The organism is Chromobacterium alkanivorans (assembly GCF_016937655.1).
Classification (GTDB): Bacteria; Pseudomonadota; Gammaproteobacteria; order Burkholderiales; family Chromobacteriaceae; genus Chromobacterium; species Chromobacterium alkanivorans.
In genome coordinates this window covers 1-24085 of record NZ_JAFHKL010000011.1, presented here as the reverse complement: position 1 = coordinate 24085, position 24085 = coordinate 1, and the positions used below count along the sequence as shown (strand labels likewise).

The window sequence follows — 24085 nt, the reverse complement described above, 5'->3', positions numbered from 1 at the left end:
ACTCAAAGGAACGCCATTTTCAACGCACACCCAACACCTCAAAATCTAAGCAATCGGCCTACCTTGCAAATTCACGCCCCCAAAAAAGCCATCAACAATACTGACGAACAAAGAGGTCGTTAATCTCAGAATTATCCAAAATACTTTGAACCTCAAAGTCCACCACATCAGAAATACAAACAACACCCCTCAACTCAGCGGGCAGATCATCAATGGAGGAACTCACTGTCGGCGCTAGAAATTTAAAATAATCCCCCATCTCAACTTCGCCTTGGTAGCCAACGGGAAAATCTTCCCCCTGAAAACTACCCTCAACCGCATGATAAAGATAGAATCCATGCTTAATTGGAACACTCAAATCCGAGCCTTCCGGAACTCTGCCAAACGACTGCAATAGGCTTGCCTCTACCTGCCCCCTATCAGCCAACCCTTTATTGTTGCACTTAGAATAAAAAACCAATTCATAACTTGCTTCCGGGTGATGAAAGTCGTGCTGAAATCTCTCCGACTCGCCCCAAACCAATTCATTCAGTTCATCCAAACGACTTTCCACATCATCAAGTCGCAGCAAACTTCTAGGTAAGTTTCCAAACCCATTATTAACCATCATAGCTATTCGGCCATGCTTATCCATGCAGAACCAAGTAAATATCGAGCCAAACCCCGGTTCCCAATCACTATTCAGCGTCATTGCGCTCGCTCTCCTTTTGGCCAAGTTCTTTGACAATTTCCGCAAGTAGAAATAATCGCTTTTTCTTCCATAACACCTCCATTTTTCAAAATCGTCAGTGGACGAACAGCCTGGGTAAATTCAATACTTTCTGGCCGAACCCCCTGGCGGATCAGCTTATCTGCTGCAGATATTTCCGCGCAAGCACCCACCCTGTTCGAGCAAAGGCTTGTAAATTCTCCAATTGTAACACCAAGCCGCTCTTCCACATACTTTACTGTAAGCGGACTAAGATCCTCTGCCTTCCTAAAACCCGAGCTATAACCTATCGCAACCTTACCAGTCTCAGGATCAAATGCAGCAATCATTGTCGCTATTTTTGACGCTTGATTCTTAGACGGAATAGCATTTACTGCATCTAATAATTGTTGATTAGCATGGGCAGTTAGCTGAGACAACTTAGCGGTGTCTCCAGCCACACGCAGTCCAGCAATTTTCTTTACCGCATCTTCAAGAACTATAGCAGCTTCCGCTTTCTCTCCTGCAGCTTCCAAAGCCCTATACTTCTCAACCGATTTTATAAGTGCAGCTCCACCAACCCCTAATCCAGTAGGTAATGCATCGCCCGCAGCTACTTCTCCTAACGAGATAGCTAACTCATTTAGGCATAACGGATTGCTCATACACGCTCTAGCCGCTGCAATAGCTGCGGGAGTGCCTTGAGCCGTTAGGAAGGCGGCAGCCAGCACCAAGCCTTGGGAGCTGCCCTTCTGATTTGCTTTCTCAACTAATGCTCTGATTCCACGACTTTTCCCAGCATAGAGATACTGGTCTACAGTACTATCCCCAAACTGGTTATTTTCCAACTCCGTCTTCGCCGCATTCACCGTAGTCGCGGCGGTGTCCGCTCCGCCTATGGCGGCCGACAAACCCGCCAGCAAGCCGCTCACCAGGCTTTCTCGTTGCAACTTCTGTTCCGCCGTCATGGTGTCCGGGCTGGTTTTTTGCAATGCGTCCAAAGCATTGTTCAACGCCACCGCTGCGGCGGCCCCGGCGGCTCCCGCGCCGCAACTCTGCCCGCTGGCGCTGGCTCCGCCGCAGGCCAGCGCCGCATGCAGCACGGCGCGGACAATTTCGCCTTCCGGCGTTTTGGCGCCGCTCTCCATCCCGTCAACCAACGCTTTCACCTGCTGAGCGCCCAGCCCTTGCAGATAGGCGATGCCGGCGTTTTGCGCCATGCCGCCAAGGCCGTTGGCCACATTGCCGCCGATGCCGGCGGTGACCGCAGTGAGGATCTGGCTGTAGGCTCCGCCTGGCGCCCACTTGGCGGCATCGCCCGCCTTCGCTTGCAGGCGTTCCTTCTCCGCATCGCTCTTGGCCGGATCCTTTTGCGCTTTGTCCGCTTCCTCTTTCGCCGCCTTGGCCTCCGCGGCCTTGGCGGCGGTGAACACGCTGACCTGCTCGGTCAGCGCCTGCACCACGGCGAAGGTGGTTTGCAATTGCTGCTTGTCGAACTTGTCCTGCAGGGAATTTGCGCCGTCCCTGTCGCTGCTGACGTCACGGTTGAGCGCCGCGGCGGCTTGCTCCGCCGTCTGGCCGGTCAAGGCTTGCTGGCCGGCGCTGTCGGCGATGCTCAGTTTGCCGCCGCTGACGCCGGCGCGGGTGACGCTGTCCGCGCTCTCATGGGCTGCTATCGCGCCGAAGGCGTTGGCTCCGCCTCCGTTGCCGAATTGCTGAGCATGGATATCTTGCCCGCCCACAGCGTCCATGGAGCCAAACTTGACGTCTCCACCCTTCATGCTGCCGCTGCCACCCAGGCTGATGCTGCTGCCGCTGTAGTTGGCGTGGTTTTGCACATCGCCGACGGTCAGCGTGCCGGTGCTCAAACTATTCTTGCCGTCCGCCACCGCCTTGTCGCTGCTGGCGATGACGCCGCCCGTGAGATGGGTATTGCCTTTGACCGCCACTTGGAAGCCGCCGTCTCCGGCCTTGAGGCCGGACTGGTTCTGCACACTGGCGTAGTCGTTGTCCATCTTTTGCTGGCTGTAACTGCCGCTGGCGCTGAAGCCGAGTCCAACGGTGACGCTGCCGCCCAGGCTCTTTCCGCTGCTGTGGTACTGGTGCAGGTCTTGCTGGCTCTGGATGTCCAGATTGCCGCCGACATTGGCCACGATCTCCCGGCCACTCGCCTCCGCGCCCTTGAGCACGGCGTCCCCGCCGGATTGCAGGGTCAAGGTATTGCCGGCGTTTACCGTGGCGTGGCGTTGATCGACCGTGTCTCCGCTTTCGCGGCCGAAGGAGTGGTTGGCGTTGGCGGTGACGCCAACACTGAAGCCCCCCTGGCCGAAGGAAGCGCCGATGCCCACGCCCCAGCCGGAGCCGCTGTTCTCGCCGCGCAAGCTGCTGCTGTCCTGCGCCGACTGCAGCGCAACTTGATTGTCCGCCTTCAGCGTCGCGTTGCTGCCGGCCTGCAATTGACTGCCGACGATATCGATATTGGAGTCCTTGCCGCCGCCGCTGGCCTGTATCAGCAGATCTCGCCCCGCCTCCAGCCGGGTGTCGGTATGCGTGAGGGACTGGCTTTCCTGCTTGCTGTCGCTGCGGTTGGCGCCGATGGTGACGCTGGCGGACACCAGTTGACCATCAGCCGCCGCCTGAGCCGCTTTATACCCGTTGTACGCGGCCAATGCGGCGGTGCCCGTCGCCAAGGCGCGGGTGCGCGAATCGGCACTCTGCCCGCCCGCCGCCACCTGGCCCATCTTATCCACCGCATCCAGCGCGCTGAGCACAGGGCTGCTGACTCCGGCGGTGACGCCCCATTGGTCCATGTGATGGGTTTCGACGCGGCTATCCTGATCCACGCCGGGCCGGATTTGCACGGACTTGCCGCTCAAGGTCAAATCCTGCCCCGCCGCCAACTGGGCTCCGGCCACCCGCACCGCGTCGGCGGCGCTGAGCGCGACATTGCCTTGCAGGCTGGTGATCTGACTGAGGGCTGCGCTTTGCTGACTGCCGCTGCCCGACGCCTTGTCCTCTGTGTGCTGGACACCGACCGTGGCGGAGTGATTGCCGCCGCCGACATTGCCCAGGGTGAAGCCCTTGTTGTCCTGACTGAACTGGTAATGAGCGGTGGCGGCCAGCACGTTGACGCTGCCTTGATCCGCCGCCACGGTCACGTCCTTCACCCCCTGCAACGCAGAGCCCACCACATTGACGTCGCCGCCCAGACTGACCACCCGGATTTGCTCACCGCTAACCTGGCTGGGGTTGAGTTGCTGGTCGTTCTGCCTGCCGTTGCCGTCTTGCCGCGCCTGGTTGTACGGCGTGAGCGAGGTGCCACTATGGTTGGGCACGCCCTCCAGCGCGCGAACCAGATCGCCAAGCTGCGGCGTGTACAAAGAGGCGCGCGAAGCGTGGCTGTAGCTGCTGAAACTGTCTTGCCTGTCGTTGACGCCCGCCAGAATGTCGACATTGCCCTTGGCGAACAAGTCCACCTTGCCCCCGGCCTGCAGGCTGGAGCCGATGACGGACAAGTCTCCATTGCCCGGCAGTTGCTCCGGCTTGCCGCTGGCCAGCAGCTTGATGTCGCCGCCGGCCAGGATGGCGCTGCCCACGCTGCTGACGGTGCGGTTATGTTGCTGATAGCCCTGCTCCAGCGAGGAATAGGACATATCCTGGCTGCTGCTGGACAGCGCGAAGGCGGAGATCTCCGCGCCCACGCCCTTGACCAGACCAAAACCGTGGCGGGTGCTGACGATCTCTTTCAGGTTGTCGAAAGTGTCCTTCAGCGTATTGACGGTTTTCATGGAGAAGCCGCTTTGCTTCTCCACATGGCTGCGGTCCACCACCATGACGTCCCGGCCATCCTGCACCAGCACGGAGTTGGCCCCCACCGCCACGTCGCCGTTCAAGGCGCTCAGGCTGCTGCCCTGCACCAGCAGCTTGCCGCCGGCCTGCACCGTTAAATCGCCCTTCAAGCTGCCCACCAGGCTCTTGCTTTGACTCTGGGTGGTGCCTTGGGCGTTCATCGCGTCGCTCAGCTCTTTGCTGCCTATCATGAAGCCGCCCCAGCCCGTGCCGAAGAAACCGGACTTCTTCTCGTAGTGGTACTGGAAGCTTTGGCTGGCGTTGGTGCCGGCCTGGACGCGGATGTCGTTGCCCGCTTGCAGCGATGCCGTGTCCGTGCTCGCCACCTGACTGGCCTGGATGTCCAGATCTCGCCCGGCGCTGACGGCGACCTTGTCCGCCGACAGATTGCTGCCCACCTGGGTGGCGCTCTGATGAGAACTGATGTCCACCGTGGTTTTCTTGCGCATGAAGCCGCCGGACGAACGCACCGTCTTGCTGTAATCGCTGTGCAGATTCGCCACCGAACCCAAGCTGACGTCGCGTCTCGCCGCCAGCGTGGCTTCGCCGTCGCTGGACAGGCTGGCGGCCTGGGCTGCGATGTCCCGGCCTGCCAACAGCGTTAGCCCCGTCTCTCCCCGCAGCGCGCTGCCGTGCTGGGTGAGGTCGTAATTATTGTGGACATCCTGGCCCCAGCTGTTGTCGCTGCGGTTTTCCGTGGCCACCGCGCCCAGTTTGATGTCGTTGCCGGCGGACAGGCCCAGCTTGCCGCCGCTGAGCAGGCTGGCGCCGTTCAGCAAGGCGTCGCCGCCGGCTTGCAGTTGCAAGTCGTTCTTGCCGGAGAGACCGGCCACGGTCAGGGAGTCGGTTCGCCAGTTGTGACTGCTGCCCCCGCTGCTGCCGATATCTTGCTTGGTGTTGGCCTCGCTCTGTAGCGTCAGTTGCTTGCCTGCCAGCGCCAGCAGGCCGCCGCCGGCCTGGGCTTGGGAGCCGTTGAGGGCTAGATTGCCGCCGGCTTGCAGCAGCATATCGCCGCCGGCCTGCAGCTGGGTGGCATGGCGGATCTGGTCCAGCGTCGAGTACGCGCCCCAACCCCAGCCATTCCAGCTACCCTGGCCTTGCTTGCTGTCCAATGTGGATTGCAGGGTCAGCTCATTGCCGGCCACGGCCAGCAGCTTGCCGCCGGCCTTGACCTCCGCGCCGCTAAGCGTGAGATCGTGCCCAGCGTTGAAACCCAGGCTACCGCCCACTTGCAGCGTGCTGCCGACATGGTCGACCTGCTGGTAACTGTACTGGCTGCGGCCAGTGTTGCCCGCATGGCTGTAACGGTTTTCGCGGCTGGCGATGTCCAGATCGCGGCCAGCTTGCAGTTGCGCGTCGCCGCTGACCTGCAGCTGCGCGGCTTGCAGCTTCAAATCATTGCCAGCCTGCAGCTGCAAGCTGCCCGCCTGAATCACGCTGCCGGCCTGGCTGTGTTGCTTGTCGTCGCCAACAAGCAGATCGTGGCGAGCGCCAAGGCCCAGGTCGCCGCCCGCCAGCACTTTGCCGCCTTCGATGCGGATATCGTTCGCCTGCGCCAACAGGCTGTTGTCCGCCTTCAGCGTGCCGCTGTTGATCAGCGAGCCATCGGCCAGCAACGCCATATGGCTGCCGGCCAGCACCGCACCCTGGCCGCGCAGCGATTGCTCCTGCGCCTTGGCCAGATAGACCACCGGCACCAGCACGTCGTGGCCGTCGACATTCTGCTTGACCAGCCACACCATGTCCGCAGTAAGGCGGGACATCTGCTCCGCGGACAGCGCCACGCCCGGCGTCAATTGGAATTGCTTGGCGTATTCCGCGCCCTGGCTCATCAATTGCTGGTACTGCTGCGTCGCGTTGGCGTTGCCGCCGATAAAGCGCTTGCCGGTCAGCTCGGTCACCGCGCGGCTGACCAATTGCTGCTCGTAGAAACCATCGCCCAGGCGTTTTTCCACGCGGCTGGGGTCGTAGCCCAATTGTTTGAGCAGGTAGTCTGACGAGATGAAGTTGTTGTACTGGGTGAAGCGCGGGTCGGTTTCCACCAAGTAAGGTTGTTTCGGCGCCGGGCGCGTCTGGAACAGGCCGTTATTGGGCAGGCTGTAGCCGTCGGCCACCGGGTTGGCCGCCTTGGTGCCGGCGGACTCCAGCAACACTTGCTGCGGCAACACCGAGGTTTTGGTCCCGTCCCACTGCGCGCCGGCTTGGCTGCCCACAGCGGACTTTTGCAGCTCCACCGCCGCTTGCGCGCCAGTCGATTGCCCAGCCAACGCTTGCGCGGAGGCAAGGGCATCCAACGGCTTGCCGCCCAGCTTCTTGCCCGCGCTGGCCGCGTCGCCATCGGCTTGCGTCAAAACCTTGCCCGCCGCGGTATTTACCGCCGCCGCTGCGGGCTGGATATTGCCGGTAGTTAGAGAGATGTCGAGTTGCGAAGCCTTGCCATTGGAAATGGTGGGGGCTTGTAGCGTGAGTTTTTGGCTGGTGCTAATGGTAGCGTCCAGCGAGGCTATGACTTCAGTACGCGTTGCGACAGTTACAGCCCCCACTCTACCGGCAGGAAAAACAGCTTGAGTCGTTTCGGTTACTGTCTTCAACAGCTTCTGACCAACATTATTTACTTGATTCCCTGCTACCAAAATCAAGTCACCACCAGCTGAAATTGAACTATATTTATTTAAAACATCTGAAGACTGAATAGACAAATCACCCGCCACCGACAGCCTCGCCCCCGCCCCACTCCCAGTTGCCACATCAGTCTTAACTGAAACCGAATAATTCCTTGCCATTTCACCAGGAACACCAACCTCATCCCTACCAGCCACTGAAATAGGCAGCGGGTAAATATTTATTTTCTGCGCAGCTCCATAACCATCAACAACCCCACCAGACATAAATGACTCTGCCACACCATAGCCAAAAACCATTGGATCTAGGTTACCTGACAACAGCTGACGTGAAGTAGTCGGTAGAATATGTTTTTTAGGATCATAACCTGGCAAATAATAATAACCTGCCTGCCAACCACTCCCCACCTTTAGAAAATAAGGAATTGACACTGCCTTGGAACCGGCAGAACCCCTAACAGTAATATACTTTCTTTCCTCGTCAACCGACACCACTCCACTCAAAGAAACAAAGCCAACATAGGATATACTGCGGTCGCATTGACCAGCGCCATCCTTCCCACAGCTCACATGCTCATAAACTACAGAAGGAAGCAGATATAATGTCTTTCTATAGCTCTCAACACTTTCTTTACTTGGCAGCACTTCTATTGGATTCGCCTCATTACTCACTCGCCCCGCATCAATAAACATATTGCCATCGGACTGCAAAGTCGCCACATGATTAATCACCTGCCCTGCGGCCGCTCCGGCCTTGCCGATGCGCATATCACCCTGGCTATACAACCAGCTGCCGTCGTGATTATTCAGGGTTTGCCCGATATCCAGCGCCATATTGCCGGCAGAGGCGATCAGACCCTGGCTGCCGCCGTTGTCCAGGCTGGCGGCCTGGATGGAGATATCGCCGCCGGTGATGGAGTGGGTGTTCAACACGCTGGCGGCGTTCAGTTGCAAGGCGCCGGCGCTGAGCTTGCCGCTATTGCTCAGCGCCTGGCTCAGCGCAGCGCTGAGTTTGCCCCCGGCGTTGACCTCGCCGCTATTGGTCCAGCTGACGCCGTTCAAGACCAAATCGCCGCCGGCCTGCAACTGGCCGCTATTGATCAGATTGCCGCTGCTGCTGATGCTGAGCTTGCCATTGGCCTGCAACTTGCTGCCCGCAACATGGATGAAGTCGCTGGCCAGAGTCAGGCTCAAATCCTTGCCGGCCAGCAAGGAGCCGGAATTACCCAGGGTCACGGTGTCTATACCCAGGCTGCCCACGCTCAGCAGGCTGCCGCCGGCATTGTCCAGTCCTTGCGCCTTGATCCGCCAATCGCCGTTGCCGGCGATCTGGCCGCCGTTGCTCAATTGCCCGCTAAGCGTCACGCGGCTGTCGCCGCCGCCCAGCGCCAACAGCTTGCCCCCATGGTTGAACAAGCTGCCGCTGTCCAAGCTCAAGGTGTGGCCGGCCTGGATCAGGCCGCCGGCATTGTCCACGCTGGCGCTGTTCAACTTCAAAGCGCCGTTGCTGCCCAAAGCGCCCTGGCGATTGTCCAGCGCTCCGCTCGCGCTGAACTGCAAATCGCCCTGACTGCTGAGCGTGCCGCCGGCATTCAGCAAGTCCGCCGCCGTCACCTGCAGCTGGCCGTTGGACAGCACTTTGCCCTGCCGGCTATTGTCCAGCTGGCCGCTTAACTCCAGCTTGGCCGCGCTGTCACCGGCCTGGCTGAGCAGACCTTGCTGGTTGTTCAGCTCGGCGGCTTTCAGCTGCAGTTGCCCGGCCTGGATCTTGCCGCCCTGGTTCTGAGCCAGTTGCGCCACTTGCACGTCCAGCTTGGCCGCGCTTTGCAAAACGCCCTGGCGGTTGTCCAAGGCCAAGGCGCTCACCTCCAGACGGCCATTGCCGGCCAACAGGCCTTGAGCGGAGTTGTCCAGCGTCCCGCCGATGGTGACCTTGCCGTCGCCGGCTCCCAGCGCCTTGATGCTGCCGCCCTGATTGCCCAGGCTGACCGCGTGCAGTTGCAGGGATTCGGCCTGCACCGTGCCGCCTTGGTTGTTCAAGGCCGCGCCCAGCTGCAATTGCAGCCCCTGCCCGCTGACCAAGGCGCCGCCCTGATTGTCCAGGCCTTGGGCCAACTGTAATGATTGTGCGCCCAGGCTGCTCAACGAGCCCTGCTGATTGTTCAGCGATTGGGCCGCAAGCGTCAGGCCGCCGTTGCTGAACAAGGTGCCTTGCTGATTGTCGAGACGCTGGCGCACCTGCCATTGCGCCATGGACTGTCCCAAGTGGCGGATTTCGCCACCCTGGTTGCTGAGCCTGTCCGCTTTCAGATTCAGGTCTTTGGCGACGATGTGGCCGCCGTCGTTGTTCAAGCCGGCTTGTTTGCTCAGATTCAGCTGCGCGGCCGATTGCAAAGTGCCGCCGTGGTTGTCGATGTCGGTGGCGTTGATATCCAGCTGTGCATTGCCGGCGATCTTGCCCTGGTTGTTCAACTGGCCGCTGATCTCCAGGCTGCTGGCGGTGTCCTTGCCCAAGACCAGAATCTGGCCTTGGTCGGCGTTGTTGACGCTGGCCGCCGTCAGTTGCAGATCCTTGCCGGCCTGGATCAGGCCTGCGCCGTTCTCTAGTTGCCCAGCCGTCAGCTTGAGCTGGCCGTCGCTGCCCAGCAGGCCGTCGTTGCGCAGCACCTCGCTGGCGCTGAGAGTGAAGCCTTGCGAGCCGATCAGGCTGCCCTTGGTGTTGTTCAGCTGTCCCAGCTGGGCGTCCAGCTGTTGCTGAGCGAAAACTTCGCCGCCCTGGTTGCTGAGCGTGACCGCCTTCAGGCTCAGATCCTTGGCGACGATATGGCCGCCGTCATTGTTCAGGCCGGCTTGCTTGTTCAGATTCAGCTGCGCGGCCGATTGCAAAGTGCCGCCGTGGTTGTCGATGTCGGTGGCCTTGATATCCAGCTGTGCGTTGCCGGCGATCTTGCCCTGGTTGTTCAACTGGCCGCTGATCTCCAGGCTGCTGGCCACGTCCTTGCCCAAGGCCAGGATCTGGCCCTTGTCGGCGTTGTTGACGCTGGCCGCAGTCAGTTGCAGGTCCTTGCCCGCCTGGATCAGGCCGACGCCGTTCTCCAGCTGGCCGACCGTCAGCTTGAACGTGCCGTCGCTGCCCAGCAGCCCGTCGTTGCGCAGCACCTCGCTGGCGCTGAGGGTAAAGCCTTGCGAGCCGATCAGGCTGCCCTTGGCGTTGTTCAGTTGCCCCAGCTGGGCGTCCAGCTGCTGCTGGGCGAAGACTTCGCCGCCCTGGTTGCTGAGCGTGTCCGCCTTCAGGTCTAGGTCCTTGGCGACGATATGGCCGCCGTCATTGTTCAGGCCGGCTTGTTTGCTCAGATTCAGCTGCGCGGCCGATTGCAAAGCACCGCCGTGGTTGTCGATGTCGGCGGCCTTGATATCCAGCTGTGCGTTGCCGGCGATCTTGCCCTGGTTGTTCAACTGGCCGCTGATCTCCAGGCTACTGGCGGTGTCCTTGCCCAAGGCCAGAATCTGGCCTTTGTCGGCGTTGTTGACGCTGGCCGCCGTCAGTTGCAGATCCTTGCCGGCCTGGATCAGGCCTGCGCCGTTCTCCAGCTGGCCGACCGTCAGCTTGAACGTGCCATCGCTGCCCAGCAGGCCATCATTGCGCAGCACCTCGCTGGCGCTGAGAGTAAAGCCTTGCGAGCCGATCAGGCTGCCCTTGGCGTTGTTCAGTTGCCCCAGTTGGGCGTCCAGCTGCTGCTGGGCGAAGACTTCGCCACCCTGGTTGCTGAGCGTGACCGCCTTCAGGACCAGGTCCTTAGCGACGATGTGGCCGCCGTCATTGTTCAGACTGGCTTGCTTCGCCAGCTTCAACTCGCCGGCCGACTGCAGCGTGCCACCGTGGTTGTCGATGTCGGCGGCCTTGATATCCAGCTGTGCGTTGCCGGCGATCTTGCCCTGGTTGTTCAGCTGGCCGCTGATCTCCAAGCTGCTGGCGGTGTCCTTGCCCAAGGCCAGGATCTGTCCCTTGTCGGCGTTGTTGACGCTGGCCGCAGTCAGTTGCAGCTCCTTACCCGCCTGGATCAGGCCGACGCCGTTCTCCAGCTGGCCGACCGTCAGCTTGAACGTGTCGTCGCTGCCCAGCAGCCCGTCGTTGCGCAACACATCGCTGGAGCTGAGGATAAAGCCTTGCGAGCCGATCAGGCTGCCCTTGGCATTGTTCAGTTGCCGCAGCTGGGCGTCCAGCTGTTGCTGGGCGAAGACTTCGCCGCCCTGGTTGCTGAGCATGCCCGCCTTCAGGTTCAGATCCTTGGCGACGATGTGGCCGCCGTCGTTGTTCAAGCTGACTTGCTTCTCCAGCTTCAACTCGCCGGCCGACTGCAGCGTGCCGCCGTGATTGTCGATGTCGGCGGCGTTGACACTCAGCCCGGCATTGCCGGCGATCTTGCCCTGGTTGTTCAACTGGCCGCTGATTTCCAGGCTGCTGGCGGTGTCCTTACCCAAGGCCAGAATCTGACCTTTGTCGGCGTTGCTGACGCTGGCCGCCGTCAGTTGCAGGTCCTTGCCCGCCTGGATCAGGCCCGCGCCGTTGTCCAACTGGCCGGCCGTCAGCTTGAGCTGGCCGTCGCTGCCGAGCAGGCCGTCGTTGCGCAGCGCGCCGCTGGCGTTCAGCTCCAGGCCTTGCAAGGCGGTCAATCGCCCTTGCGCGTTGTCGAGCTCCGCCGTCTTGATCTCGGCTTTGGCGTCGCTGTGCAGCTTGCCTTGTTCGCGGTTGTCGATTTTGTCCGCGCTCACTCTCAGCGTATCCGCGCCGGCGTGGCTGATTTCGCCATGTCGGTTGTCGATGGCCGCCGCGTCCACGGTCAGCGTTTTGCCCTGGCTGGCGATCACGCCGTCGCGGTTGTCCAGCAGCCCTTGCACGTCCACCAAGCCGGCGGCCGCGCCGCTTTGCGCAATCAGGCCGCCGCGGTTGTCCAGCGTCTTCGCCTGCAGTTCTAGCTGTCCGGCGCTCAACGCGCCTTGCCGCAGCTGGATCCCCTCGCCGGCTTGCAAGCGAGCCAGGCCCTTAGCGCCCAGCTTGGCTTGCGAGGCGTTCAAATCCCCGTCCGCCGTTACCCGCAAATCGCCGTGGCTGGCGCCTACAACCGCGCCCTGCAACAGGGCCTTGCCCGCCTGAATGCTCGCATCGCCGCCGGCCAGCAATTCGCCATGGAAATCCAGACCCGCGCGGCTGCGCAGCGTCAGCGCGCCGGTCTCGCCCAATTTGCCGTCGACTTGGGCGCCGGCAGCCACGCTGCCCTTGCCCGCCACCGCGGCCGCTTCAATGTCGAGCGCGCCGCCCGCCGTCAGGCTGCCGTCCAGCTGGGCCGCGCCGACGGCGGCCACTTGCAGCGCGCCCTGACTGCGGGTCTGGCCGCCGTGCTCCAGCTTGCCGCCGCTATTGAGCTTCATATCTTGCTGACTGAAGGTCTTGCCCTTCAGCAACAAGTCGCCGGCGCTGGTCAACTGCAGATCGCCGGCGCGCGCGGCCATTTCGCCTTGTTGATTGACGCCCACCCCGGCCTCGGTGCCCACCAGGCGGATGGCGTTGGCGTACATGCCGCCCAGTTGCGCCACGTCCAGCGCGAAGGTCGGCGCGGCGGAGCCGTCGGCCGCCAATGGCCGCGCCTGCAGGGTGCCAGCGTCCACCTGATTGCGCCCCAGCACCAGATCCAGTTGCTTGGCGTGCAGCTCGGCATTGACTTGCAGCGCGCGGCTGATGATGGCGAATTTATCGACATTGCCGGCATTCAAGCCGGCGCCGCTGATGCTGACGGCGCCGCCGTTGACCTGGAAGCCGGTCAGCGCGCCCTGGGCGTTGAGTTGCGGCGCGCCGGTGCTCAGCATCGCTTGCTGGGTGTTGATGAAGCCGCAACCGCTGCAGCTGATGCCCCACGGGTTGGCCACCACCACTTGCGCGCGCTGGCCGGCCACTTCCAGATAGCCGTTCAACTGCGAGGGGTTGGCGTGGGTGACTTCGTTGAGGATGATGCGGGCGCTGCCGCCGGCCAGATTGGGATTGCCGCCGACATAGCCGGCCAACTGGGTATTGACGACTTGCGCGCTATTGTTGAGCACCACCCCTTTGGGGCCGACGTTGAACTGCTGGTACTGGTTGTGGGATACGCCAGCGGCGGTGGGCGCGGCGATCTGCACCACCGGCAGCCCGCTATTGGCCTGAATCACCGTCGGCCGCTTGCCGGCCGCCGCAGCCGGATCGGCCACGATGTCCGCCGCCAGCGCGACGCTGCCCAAACCGACGCCCACCCACAGCGCGCACAGTTTGAAGCCGAAGCCGCGCGCGGCGGCGAATCTCGCCCCCGCCGCAGTCTGGCCGCGGCCGCCGCCCTTGCCCTGCCCGCTTGCGGTTTCCTGCACCGCCATCAGTTGGCCGCGCGCTTGATTGAAGATGATGCGATAGAGTGTCTTGTTCATGATGGCGTCGTCGAAACGGGACAGGGCCCGGCCTTGAACGCACGCTCAAGGCCGGGGCTCGGCAAAACGGGCTTATTGCCAGAGCAGGGTCAGATTGAAATGGGTGATGGCGGGCCGGTTCCAGCCTTGCGGCTGGCGCATCGCGCGTTCGTGGCTGAGCTCGGCGCTGAGCTTGCCCGCCAACTGCGCGCGCAGGCCTGCGGCCCAGCCGGAAAGGCTGCGACTGGTATCGTCGGCGTAAGCCGGATGCGATACCCGGCCGGCGTCCAGGCCCAGATAGCCTTCCAGTTGCGCGCCGGCCGGGGCCGGCAGCGGCGCGCTCAGCTCATTGCGCCAGTACAGGCCGCCTCGGCCGCTGAGGCTGTTGCTGTTGAAGCCGCGCACGGTGTAACGGCTGCCGATGGAGAACTGCTCGGACGGCAGCAGCGGGTCGGCGCTGTACTGGCCGCGCAGCTCGCTGCTCCAGCGCCAGGTTTGGCCGCCCAGGCGCAGCGGCAGCTGCAAGGCCAGCCGGCTTTGGAACAGTTCATGGCGGGCGGTGAAACCGGCGGCGGCGGTTTGCGCCTCGTTTTGCGCGCCCCAGCCGCCGATGCCGCGCTGATAGCCCAGCGAGGCGTCCAGCACCGCTTCGCCCAGATAGCGGCGATGACTGAGCTCCAGGCCGGCGATGGTCAGATCGCGGCGTTGCGGCGCGATTTCCGCGTCCTCGATAAAACTGCGCGAGGCCTTGCGGGTCAGGCTGGCCTTGAGTTCGGTCTTGCTGCTCTGGTCTCGATGCAGCAAGCGCGCCAGCGACAGCTGGGTATTGCGGCTGTGGCCGCTGGAAGAGAAAGACTGGTTAACCGCCTGCACCGTTTGCCGGTAGGCGAACGCGCTATAGCTGGCGAACGCGGTCCAGTCGCCCCAGGGCAGCAGCCAGGACACGGTATGCGCCTGGCTCAGCGGATGGGCGATATGCTCGGCGTCCTGGCTCCAGGACAGGGACAGCAGGTCGTTGAAGCCGGTGGCGCCGCCCAGCAACAGGCTGGCGTTGCTCTGCAGCCTGCCGGTGGCGGGCTGGCCGCTGTCGTCCAGGCTCAGTTGCCCGGTCAGCTGGCGCGCACGGCTGCGGCTGACCGCCACATCGCTTTCGCCCGGCTGTTGTCCAGGCACGATTTCCATCGTCGCCTGCTGGGTGGGCACTCGCCCCAGTTGTTCCAAGCCCTGCTCCAGCGCGCGCACATTGAGGATGTCGCCGGCGCCCTGCGGAAAGGCGGAAGCCAGGCCGCGGTCGCCCGGCCCGTCCTTAAGCCGGATTTGATGGATGCGCCCCGGCACCACCGCCAGCCGCAAGCGGCCCTGCCCCAGGTTCTGCTCCGGCAGATACACCCGGCTGGTGACATAGCCGCGCTCCACCATCGCATTGCTCAGCTCCGCCACCACTTGGTCCAGCTGAACCAAGCCCAGGCATCGGCCTTGCCAGCGAGCCGCCGCCGCGGGCAGCCAGCCGCGCCAGGCGACGGGCATGCCCTCCAGCTCGATCCGCTTCACCTCGAAGCACGCCCCTTGATGCGGCTCAGCCACAGCGGGCGCGGCGACAGGATTGAGAGGGGATGGGGATTGCAGCACGTCAGGCCGCCGTTGCAGCTCTTCCCGTTGCTGCTCCAGCTGCTGTTGCTGATGCCGAAGAATTTGTTCGTCCAGCGCGGAAGCTCCGGCGGCGGGAACAAGAAAGCCGCCCAAAACGGCGGCCTGAATCAAGGTATGGTTCACGGAGGCTTAGAGTGATTATTTTAAATTATTTAAATGGTATTTATGTTCGCATTTTAAATAATGACAATCACAAGGTAACTACGTGAAAATACGTAATTCATGAAAAGAGGAAGCCGTTGTCTTGACCCTTGTCAACCGCACCTCAGGTGCATCGCCGTTCCATGCTTTCCACTCCACAGCGTCATGCCACGGATAACCGTGGCCGAATACGGCATCAAGGCTTTGCATTGTCGTCATACAAACGATGCCACATCCAACGCCACGTCATCGTGCGCTCTTCCGATGCCGGCATGCGGACAAATTCAGGAGCCGCGACCCAACGGCCATGAGCATCGGCACCGGCTATGTCATAACGAAAGAAGTAGTCCGGCTCAAACCCCATCCTTAAATCGGAAAGGATCAGCCGACGCGCGCCATCCTCGCGGCGCTGCGGACGCACTCCGACGAAGCCCTGTGTAAACCATAACAATCGTTGCAACTCTGGGACAGGACCCAGCTGCGCCAGGGCCCGCCTATCGCTGGCGTAATAAACAAACGACATCGGCCCTTGGTCTGCGAGCAGCGAGCGGTCGCCAATCCAATAGCCATCCGGCGCCATCACAATCACACGCCAAAGCAAGGTATTGAACGGCAACGGCGTGGAAAACCTAGGCGCATCTTGCAACCCCATGACGCTCAATCTTTGCGCCGCGACCCGATCGACCCAGCCTTTGGCAAGCACACTCCAGAGCAAATAGGAGGAGCTGAGAAACAGGCCAATCACCAGCCAACGGCGAGCGGGCAAACCGGAATACTCATCAATCCCCTGCTCCCCCGCCTTGCGGGGAGACAAGCGCCAGGCCGCGACCACACCAAGCAATAACGGGAACGTGTACAAGGGATCGATGATGAAAATCGTCGCCCACATCGTGGGAGGAACCGGCAAGGGCCACAGCAGCTGCGTGCCATAGACAGTGAATGCATCCAGCAACGGATGCGTCAGCAAGACCAGCCAAGTTGCCCACAGCCACCTCAAGGGAGCCCTTTGGAATAGCTGGCTGCGACGACGCAACCACCACCACAACCCAGCTCCAAATACCGTCAGCATCAAGAGAGAGTGCGATGGACCACGGTGCCAGGTCACCTCAGTAACAACATCGCGGGCCATCAGGCCCAAATAGATCACATCAAGGTCAGGCACAGTGGCAAGCACACCACCCACCAGCAAGGCTGGCCGCCGCTGGCTGGCTGGCGCAATCAGCGCGGCGATGCTGCTGCCCAGCATGATCTGAGTCAATGAGTCCATCACGCCCTCCCAGGCATCAAGCCAAGTGCGTACTTAGAGCGGCTAACAAAAATCAGTTCCTCGGCTGAGGCAAGGCGCGCCGACGCAGGCAGTACTTGAGTACGGCAAGTCGGCGCAACGCAGCATCAGGAATTTTGTTAGCCGCTCTTAGCCACGGCCGGCAGCCTGCTTCCTAAGCCATGGGTCATACAACCATTGCTCGGTCTTGCGGCGACCAAGAAGAAAAGACCACTCCAGATCGCGCTCGAACAATATGGGTTTCTCATCGCTGCCGACAACAAGCCAAAACCAGCGACCATCCACCAGGTTGCGGGCCTTGAACTTCATGCCGGAAAGCTGGACAGTTTCTTTGCGGCCCGCTCGTACAATGCCCATCGGTTCATCATGCGGAGCAATCGACGAAATTTGCATACTGCTTAGCAGCTCAGGCGCCAGCTCACGCAGAAACAATCTGGCAAGCTGTTCAGTGCGTTCGCGGGATGGCAAAGGTCTGCCCACGGGATCCAAGGAAATATTGGCAAAGCCCTTCAGCTTGCCGTTGACGGCAATCACCGTACTGAAATGCTCGCCCCCCAAGCCTGCATTTCGCCCATCGCGCCGCTCATAGCGGGTGAGTATGGCCGGTTCGCCATCCAGGCTCACCGTCCGGCGACTCGTTTGACGATGGGTTTCAGGCGCAGCCCCCATGCCACGCTCCAATGTGGCGGCCGATGCCTGCAACACGAGCGTCGACAGGACAAACGCCAAGACCGCGCAGAGTCTAGGTACCGGCCCCATAAGCAAATGCCTTGAATCGGACCAAACTGATAACGCGTAAGATCGCCCGACGTTCATGGATGTCTCCCGGATGAAGCCAGCGCCGCGCTACCCGCCACGCAGGTGGCGGCCACAAGCAAAGCTACCGCCAACCCAGTCAACAGCAGGGTGAAACTCCCAACCCACGCCGCAACGAGCGGCCCCATACTGGCGCCGATGAACAGGACAAAGCCGTTGAGCGCCATCCCTCCGGCGCGGTTGGGAACAGCCAAGGCGCCATACTGTGTAATCATCGATGGGACGGCCAGCGCAATTCCAATGACAAAAACCAGGCTGCTGATGGCGATGCCAAACAGGGAGTGCGCTAAGGCTGCTTCCAGCGCCAGTCCCGCGGCCGCCAGCGCATAGCCGATACCGGCGACAAGCGGCATGCCGACTCGGGCGGCCAGTGGCCCTGCCAACAGCGCCGCGAACATGCCAGGCAATCCAAATAAACGCAGCAGAATCACTTTACCCGGGTCGAGGCCAAGCATGCTCAAATGCGGCCCCAACGCCGTATACATGGCAACAAACGACAAGAGCAGCACTATGTGCGCGCAGGACAGCAGCAGCACCGCTGGCCGCCCGGCAATGCCCGCCAATGCCAAGAAGCGACGCCCCAAATGCCCCTCTACCGGAGGACGAACAGGCTCTTTGACCATCGCAGCAGTTAACGGAATCGCAACCGTCAGACAAGCTCCTGTCACTAAGAACACCCAGGCCCAACCCCAATGCCATGCCACCCAGGCCGCCAGCACCTGCCCAAAGATACCCGCCACAAGAAACGCCGTAGACATAGCGCCAATCACGAGTGCGCGGCGATGTACCGGCACAGACTCGGCAAGGTAAGCCAAAGCAACCGGGGAGAAACTAGAGGCCGCGAAACCTTGCACCGCCCTCAACACTGCCAGCCAGGACAATGATGGCGCGAGCACGCAAGCATAGGTGGCAACTAACAAGGCAGCCAAGCCGGCCAACATCACGGAACGGCGACCATACTGGTCCGACACCGGCCCCCAAATGAGGAAGCCGCCGGCGTAAGCCAAACTAAAACTTGTAGCCAGCGAAAACGTGACCGTTCCCGTCGTTGCCGCACTAAAATTCTGACCAACTTGCGCCAGCAGCGGAATCGCCAAATAAAGCTGGGTCAGTACGAGCAAAGCCGTCACCACAAGCAGCATGACGACGCCGGTAGTCGCGACTTGATCTTGCTCAAACGGAACCGGCATCCCATCAGGAACCGCCACCGCCGTCGCACAGCCGACTTGCTTACCCATGGCGCCGGCCCTCCTCAATCGGCAACACGCTGCCGCAGATCATCGAATGCGCCTGACGTGTTGTATGCAGCGCCCAGAATCGCTCGGCGATGTCCACCGGTGCAACCGTGTTGCTTTTGCCGGTTCCGCCCGGCGTTCCCGCGACGAAACCGTTAACGATAACTTCGCCCACGTGAATACCGCGTGGCGATAAGGCCTGAGCCAGAATGCCGGTGGCCTTATGCTGGGCGGCCACACTGATCGCCAGCGCTCCATAGTCAAAGGCGAAGGAATCGATCCAAGGTTCGTCCAGCGCCATGATGCCGCTGGTTGCAAGCACCGTGCCGCCACATGCTTCCAGATCCGCAAGACAGGCCCGGACAGCGGCGAGATAGCTAAGCACGCGGATGTCAAAACTCTTGCCAAGCTCCGCAAGCGGCGCGGACAGCAAGTCGCCTTCGGCATCGAGAAAGGCGTTCCAGTGCAAAACGCCAATCGGTCCCAGCGCCGTGCGTACCTCGCGGACAACATGACGCACCTTCTCCACATCACTCAAGTCGGCAACGAAGGACCGGGCCTGGATGCCCTCCCTCGCCAACTCCCGCTCCGCCGCCGCCAACCGTTGCGCGCTGCGCGCAAGCAACGCAACGGGATGCCCAGCCCTGCCAAAGCGGATGGCAACTGCATGGGAAATGCCTGGACCGTAGCCACAAATGACAATGACTCTCTTCATTGATCAGTCTCCAGTTAAAATCCAACCGCAACGTTGGAGTTGATCTTAGTATCATTCTCCGGAGAGCACAAGCAAAGGGAAGACATAAGCAATGGCATGGGATACCGAAGGGACAAAACGCAGGATTCTGGAAGCGGCAGTCACCGAGTTCGCCCGACTCGGCCCCGATGGCACAACGGTGGAGAGGATCGCCAAATCGGCCGGCGTGAACAAGGAACGCATCTACAACTATTTTGGCGACAAACGCGCGCTTTTTTCCGCAGTACTACGCTGTGAATTAGCCAAGGTGGCGCGTGCGGTACCGGTCACGTCCCTCACCGCTGAAGAAATCGGCGAGTATGCCGGCCGTGCTTATGACTATCATTGTGAGCACCCGGAGCTCAGCCGCCTCATGCGCTGGGAGGGCCTCACTTTCGATGGAGAGGTGCCCGACGAAACACAGCGACAGGAGCACTATGGCTATAAAGTTCAGGCAGTGGCCGAAGGACAGCGACAAGGCAAGATCACGCGCGCCTTGGAGCCCGATCATCTGGCGTTTCTGATCTTGGCTTTGGCCGGCTGGTGGTCGGCGGTCCCCCAGGTGGCGCGCATGCTCACCGGCATGGATGGCCCGCAAGAACATGCCAGGCGACGCGCCTCGGTCGTCGAGGCTGCCCGGCGTCTGGCTGCCACGCCGTGACAAGCGTCCGCATCCATCAAGCTTGGCGCAAACCCTGGGTAGACAAAGCGGCAGGACGCCGGACACCCACGCTTACCCCCATAGCCGCAACGGATTCACACACCAACCCAAACCACATCCATTCCAGCATGAAATAAAAAAACCGGAAGCCTCGCTTCCGGTTTTTTTGTCTGCCGCGCCCTGTCCGGCTTAGGCCAAGACAATGCTCTCCAACTCCGGCAAGACGATCTTGTGGTCCTTGCTGTACTGGTAGTCGTGGAACACGTGCTCGGCGCTGAGCAGCTGATAGCGGCCGTCTTCGCGCCGGACTGTGGTGTCTTTGAGACGGTAGGCGTTGTGGCCGCAGGTCCAGCAGTCGAAATTGCGCATCTGCGTGCACAAACAGGTCTTGTCCCATACCTTGATGCGGCGCTCGCCCGGATGGGCGGCCACTTCGCGGTTGTAAGCCTCGATATAGGAACAGCCGCCCTTGGCGTCCAGCAGATAGCCGTAGGCTTCGCAATTGGGACGGATGCCGTCGCCGATGGCCGGACAGTGCTTGATCATGCGCATCGGATAGCCGGTGGGCGACAGCTGATTGACTTCGATGTCGTCCTCGTTGGCCTTGAAGTATTCCTGCTGCACTTTCTCCGGCAGGCCGCATTCGCGCGCCACGGTGAAGCGGGTGGCCACCTGCACCGCGCCGGCGCCCATTTCCAGGAAGTTGGTCGCATCGCTGCCGGTGAACACGCCGCCGGCCGGAATCAGCGGAATGTCCAGCTGCTCGGCTCGCAGCCAATCGCGGATTTCTGCGACGATGGCGGCCAGGTCGTATTGCGCCCAGTCCATGCCGAAGCCGAGGTGGCCGCCGGCCAGCGGGCCTTCCACCACCACGTAGTCCGGCAGACGATTGCTGCGCGCGCTCTTTTTCAGGAACAACTGCAGGGCGCGCAGCGAGGAGACGATGATGCCGAGCTTGGCGTCGCGGAAGCGCGGGTGGTCTTCCATCAGCGCGAAGGAGCCTAGGTGCAGGCCGGCGGCCAAGGTGATGCCGTCGATGCCGGCGTCCAGCGCGGCGTGCATGCGCGTGCGCAAGGTTTCCTTGGGCGCGTTCATGGTCAGCTTTTCCATGCAGTTGATGAAGACCAGGCCATCGCCGCGTTTGGCTTCCATGGTCTTGCCCACATGCATGCGGGTGGCTTCGGCCAGCAGACCCAAGTCGAACTGCACGACGGATTTGTCGCTGTTCTCGACATTGAATTTGTACTGCTTGAGCTTGTCCTTGACGTATTTGGTGTTGAAGCGACGGTCGGTCACCGTAGGCACCATGGCGTCGGAAATATGCCCCACGCCGCCCAGCCTGGCCGCTTCCAGCGCCAGCGCCGAGGTGGAGATGTCCACGCCCATGCCGCCTATCATGATGGGCACCAGCTCCTGCTTGCCCAGCCGCAGTCTGAAATCGTCAACGCACTTCATTAAATCAGCCTATCTCTCCTGAATGCTGGCCGGCATTATCCCCCGGCCTTATGGGAAAATCCATTTTTTTAGAGTTTTTGCTCCGAGCCGTCTACTCGCTCGGCCTCCACGCTCAAGCCACTATGCGCCCGCCAGATTGCAGCCGTGCTACGCCCCGGCCCATGGAAAAAGCCGGGAGGTCCCGGCCTTTCCTTATCCAAGCGGTTTTCAACGCCGCCTCGCCGAAGCGCGGCGGACATTGAACCGGCGCTTACCAGATGCGGATGCGTTCGTCTTTCGGTTTGAACATCTTGTCGCCGGGTTTGACTTCGAAGGTTTCGGCGAAGGCGTCGCTATTGCTCGCTGCGCCTATGGCGCGGAACTCCCCGGGCGAATGCGGATCGGTCACCAAGCGCGACAACAAGGCCTCGTCGCGGATCTTGGTACGCCACACCTGGGCGAAGCCGTAGAAGAAACGCTGATCGCCGCTCATGCCGTCCATCGTCGGCGCGGGCTTGCCGCCCAGCGACAGCTGGTAGGCTTTATAGGCGATTTGCAGGCCGGCGTTGTCGGCGATGTTTTCGCCCAGCGTCAGTTCGCCGTTGATGTGCTTGCCCGGCAGGGGTTCGTAGCCGCTGTATTGCGCCACCAGCTTGCCGGTCAGCTGATCGAAACGGGCGCGGTCTTCCGCCGTCCACCAATTGCGCATATTGCCGTCGCCGTCGAACTGGCTGCCCTGATCGTCGAAGCCGTGGCTGATTTCATGGCCGATCACCGCGCCGATGCCGCCGTAATTGGCCGCGTCGTCCGCCTTGGCGTCGAAGAACGGCGGCTGCAGGATGGCGGCCGGAAACACGATTTCGTTCAGCGAGGGGTTGTAATAGGCGTTGACGGTTTGCGGCGTCATCCCCCACTCCTCGCGGTCCACCGGCTTGCCCAAGCGGGCCAGCATGCGGCGATATTCGAACAAGGTGCCGCGCTTGATATTGCCCACCAGGTCGTCGCGCTTGATCTCCAGGCCGCTGTAGTCTCGCCACTTGTTGGGATAGCCAATCTTCAACATGTATTTGGACAGCTTGTCCTGGGCGGCCTCTTTGGTGGCCGGGCTCATCCAGCTGAGCGTGTCTATGCTCTGGGCGTAGGCCTTCATCAGATTGCCCACCAGCGCTTCCATCTTGGCCTTGTACTCCGGAGGGAAGTAAGCCTGCACGTAGAGCTTGCCCAGGGCTTCGCCCAGATTGCCTTCCACCGCCTTCACCCCGCGCTTCCAGCGCGGCTGCTGCTCCAGCGTGCCGGCCAGCGCCTTGCCGTGGAAATCGAAACGGGTCTGCGCCAGGGTGCTGTCCAGATAGGGCGCGTAGGCGTCCAGCGTCTGCGCCGCCAGATAGTCCTGCCAGTCTTGCAGCGGCAGCTCGGCCGCCAGCTTGGCCCAGGCTTGCGCATAGCTGGGCTGGTTGACGTTGACGGCGCTGACGCCGCCGGCCTCGGCCGCGTCCAGGAAGGCTTGCCAGTCAAAGCCCGGCGCCAGCTTTTTCAGCTCGGCCACGCTCATCTTGTTGTAGGTTTTTTGCGGATCGCGGTTCTGCACCTTGCTCCACTGGGCTTCCGCCAGCTTGGTTTCCAGTGCGAACACCCGCTGGGCTCGCCGCTCCGGTTCGCTGTAGCCGCCCAGCTTGAACAGCTTGGCAAGATAGGCGCGGTAGGCCTGGCGCGCCTTCTCGAAACGCGCGTCCTTGCCCAGGTAGTAGTCGCGGTCCGGCAGGCTCAGGCCGTTCTGATACAGACCAGCCAGGTATTGACGCGCGTCCTTGGCGTCCGCCTCAACGTAAAAAGCCAAAGGCTGTTGCACGCCCAAGCCCTGAGCCGCGCCCATCCATGCCGCCAGCGCGCGCTTGTCCTTCAGGGCGGCGATTTCCGCCAGATCTCCGCGCAGCGGCGCCAGGCCCAGCTTGTCCAGCGCGGCCTCGTCCATGAAGCTGTGGTACAGATCGCCGATCTTTTGCGCCTCAGCCGAGGCGCCCGGCTTGGCGGCGGCCTCCTCTATCAGCTTGCGGCTGCGCTCCTGGCTCAGGTCGCGCAATTGCTTGAAGGCGCCGTCATTGTCTTCGGACGCCGGCAGCACCGCGTGCTTGACCCAGGCGCCGTTGACCGCGTGATAGATGTCGTCTTGCGGACGCACCGCGTTGTCGAAATGCCGTTTGTCGATGCCGGACACGGCGCTGGCTTGCGCTTGCCAAGCCAACAGCAAGCTGGCGGCCATCAGGGCTAACTTCATTTTCATCGGGGTTCCTTTCACTCCATTTCTCTGCGGCCCTGTTTTCCTTGTTTTGGTTCCGGTGAAAATGCCGGGCCGGCTCACAATGGCAAGATAAAGGCAGCCCGAAGGCTGCCTTTTCCTCACAAGGGGTCAAACGTCAATTTCATGACAAAGACAAGGTATAGATTAATACAAGCTATATATAAGGAGTGCTTTGGCCAGACCGGCGGGCTCACTGCACAAACTGCTCGGAGCCCACGATGCCCAACTTGGTCACCCCCAA

General features: G+C 61.5%; 10 protein-coding genes. 1 reads left to right on the top strand and 9 read right to left on the bottom strand.

All coding sequences use genetic code 11. The features are described from left to right. Positions 1–91: 91 nt before the first annotated feature. The 7 genes from JW897_RS18520 to JW897_RS18485 form a co-directional block, all read right to left on the bottom strand. Positions 92–691, bottom strand: coding sequence for a hypothetical protein (locus JW897_RS18520; protein WP_205467223.1), 600 nt, complete (start codon positions 689–691; stop codon positions 92–94). After that, entirely contained in the window at positions 688–13611 is a 12924-nt protein-coding gene (locus JW897_RS18515) for a hemagglutinin repeat-containing protein (protein WP_205467222.1), read from the bottom strand. The genes JW897_RS18520 and JW897_RS18515 overlap by 4 nt, the downstream gene beginning before the upstream one ends. Before the next feature lie 72 nt (positions 13612–13683). After that, entirely contained in the window at positions 13684–15363 is a 1680-nt protein-coding gene (locus tag JW897_RS18510; protein WP_205467221.1) for a ShlB/FhaC/HecB family hemolysin secretion/activation protein, read from the bottom strand. A gap of 214 nt (positions 15364–15577) precedes the next feature. Continuing rightward, positions 15578–16648, bottom strand: a complete 1071-nt coding sequence (locus tag JW897_RS18505) for a metal-dependent hydrolase (RefSeq protein WP_240352292.1) — start codon at positions 16646–16648, stop codon at positions 15578–15580. A gap of 147 nt (positions 16649–16795) precedes the next feature. Then, positions 16796–17395, bottom strand: coding sequence for a hypothetical protein (locus JW897_RS18495; protein ID WP_205467218.1), 600 nt, complete (start codon positions 17393–17395; stop codon positions 16796–16798). Positions 17396–17478: 83 nt separating this feature from the next. Beyond that, on the bottom strand, positions 17479–18720 hold the full coding sequence (locus JW897_RS18490) for an MFS transporter (protein WP_205467217.1): 1242 nt from the start codon (positions 18718–18720) through the stop codon (positions 17479–17481). After that, positions 18713–19432: an SDR family NAD(P)-dependent oxidoreductase gene (locus tag JW897_RS18485; protein ID WP_205467216.1), complete on the bottom strand. Its 720-nt coding sequence runs from the start codon at positions 19430–19432 to the stop codon at positions 18713–18715. Before JW897_RS18485 ends, JW897_RS18490 begins: the two co-directional genes overlap by 8 nt. Before the next feature lie 91 nt (positions 19433–19523). Between JW897_RS18485 and JW897_RS18480 the strand changes: the two genes are divergently transcribed. Then, positions 19524–20111, top strand: a complete 588-nt coding sequence (locus JW897_RS18480; protein WP_205467215.1) for a TetR/AcrR family transcriptional regulator — start codon at positions 19524–19526, stop codon at positions 20109–20111. 189 nt (positions 20112–20300) lie between these two features. Here the strand turns inward: JW897_RS18480 and JW897_RS18475 are convergent, their stop codons facing one another. Both JW897_RS18475 and JW897_RS18470 read right to left on the bottom strand, forming a co-directional pair. After that, entirely contained in the window at positions 20301–21566 is a 1266-nt protein-coding gene (locus tag JW897_RS18475) for a nitronate monooxygenase (RefSeq protein WP_205467214.1), read from the bottom strand. 250 nt (positions 21567–21816) lie between these two features. Next, complete coding sequence (locus tag JW897_RS18470) at positions 21817–23826, bottom strand: M13 family metallopeptidase (protein WP_240352291.1); 2010 nt, start codon at positions 23824–23826, stop codon at positions 21817–21819. Positions 23827–24085 lie beyond the last annotated feature (259 nt).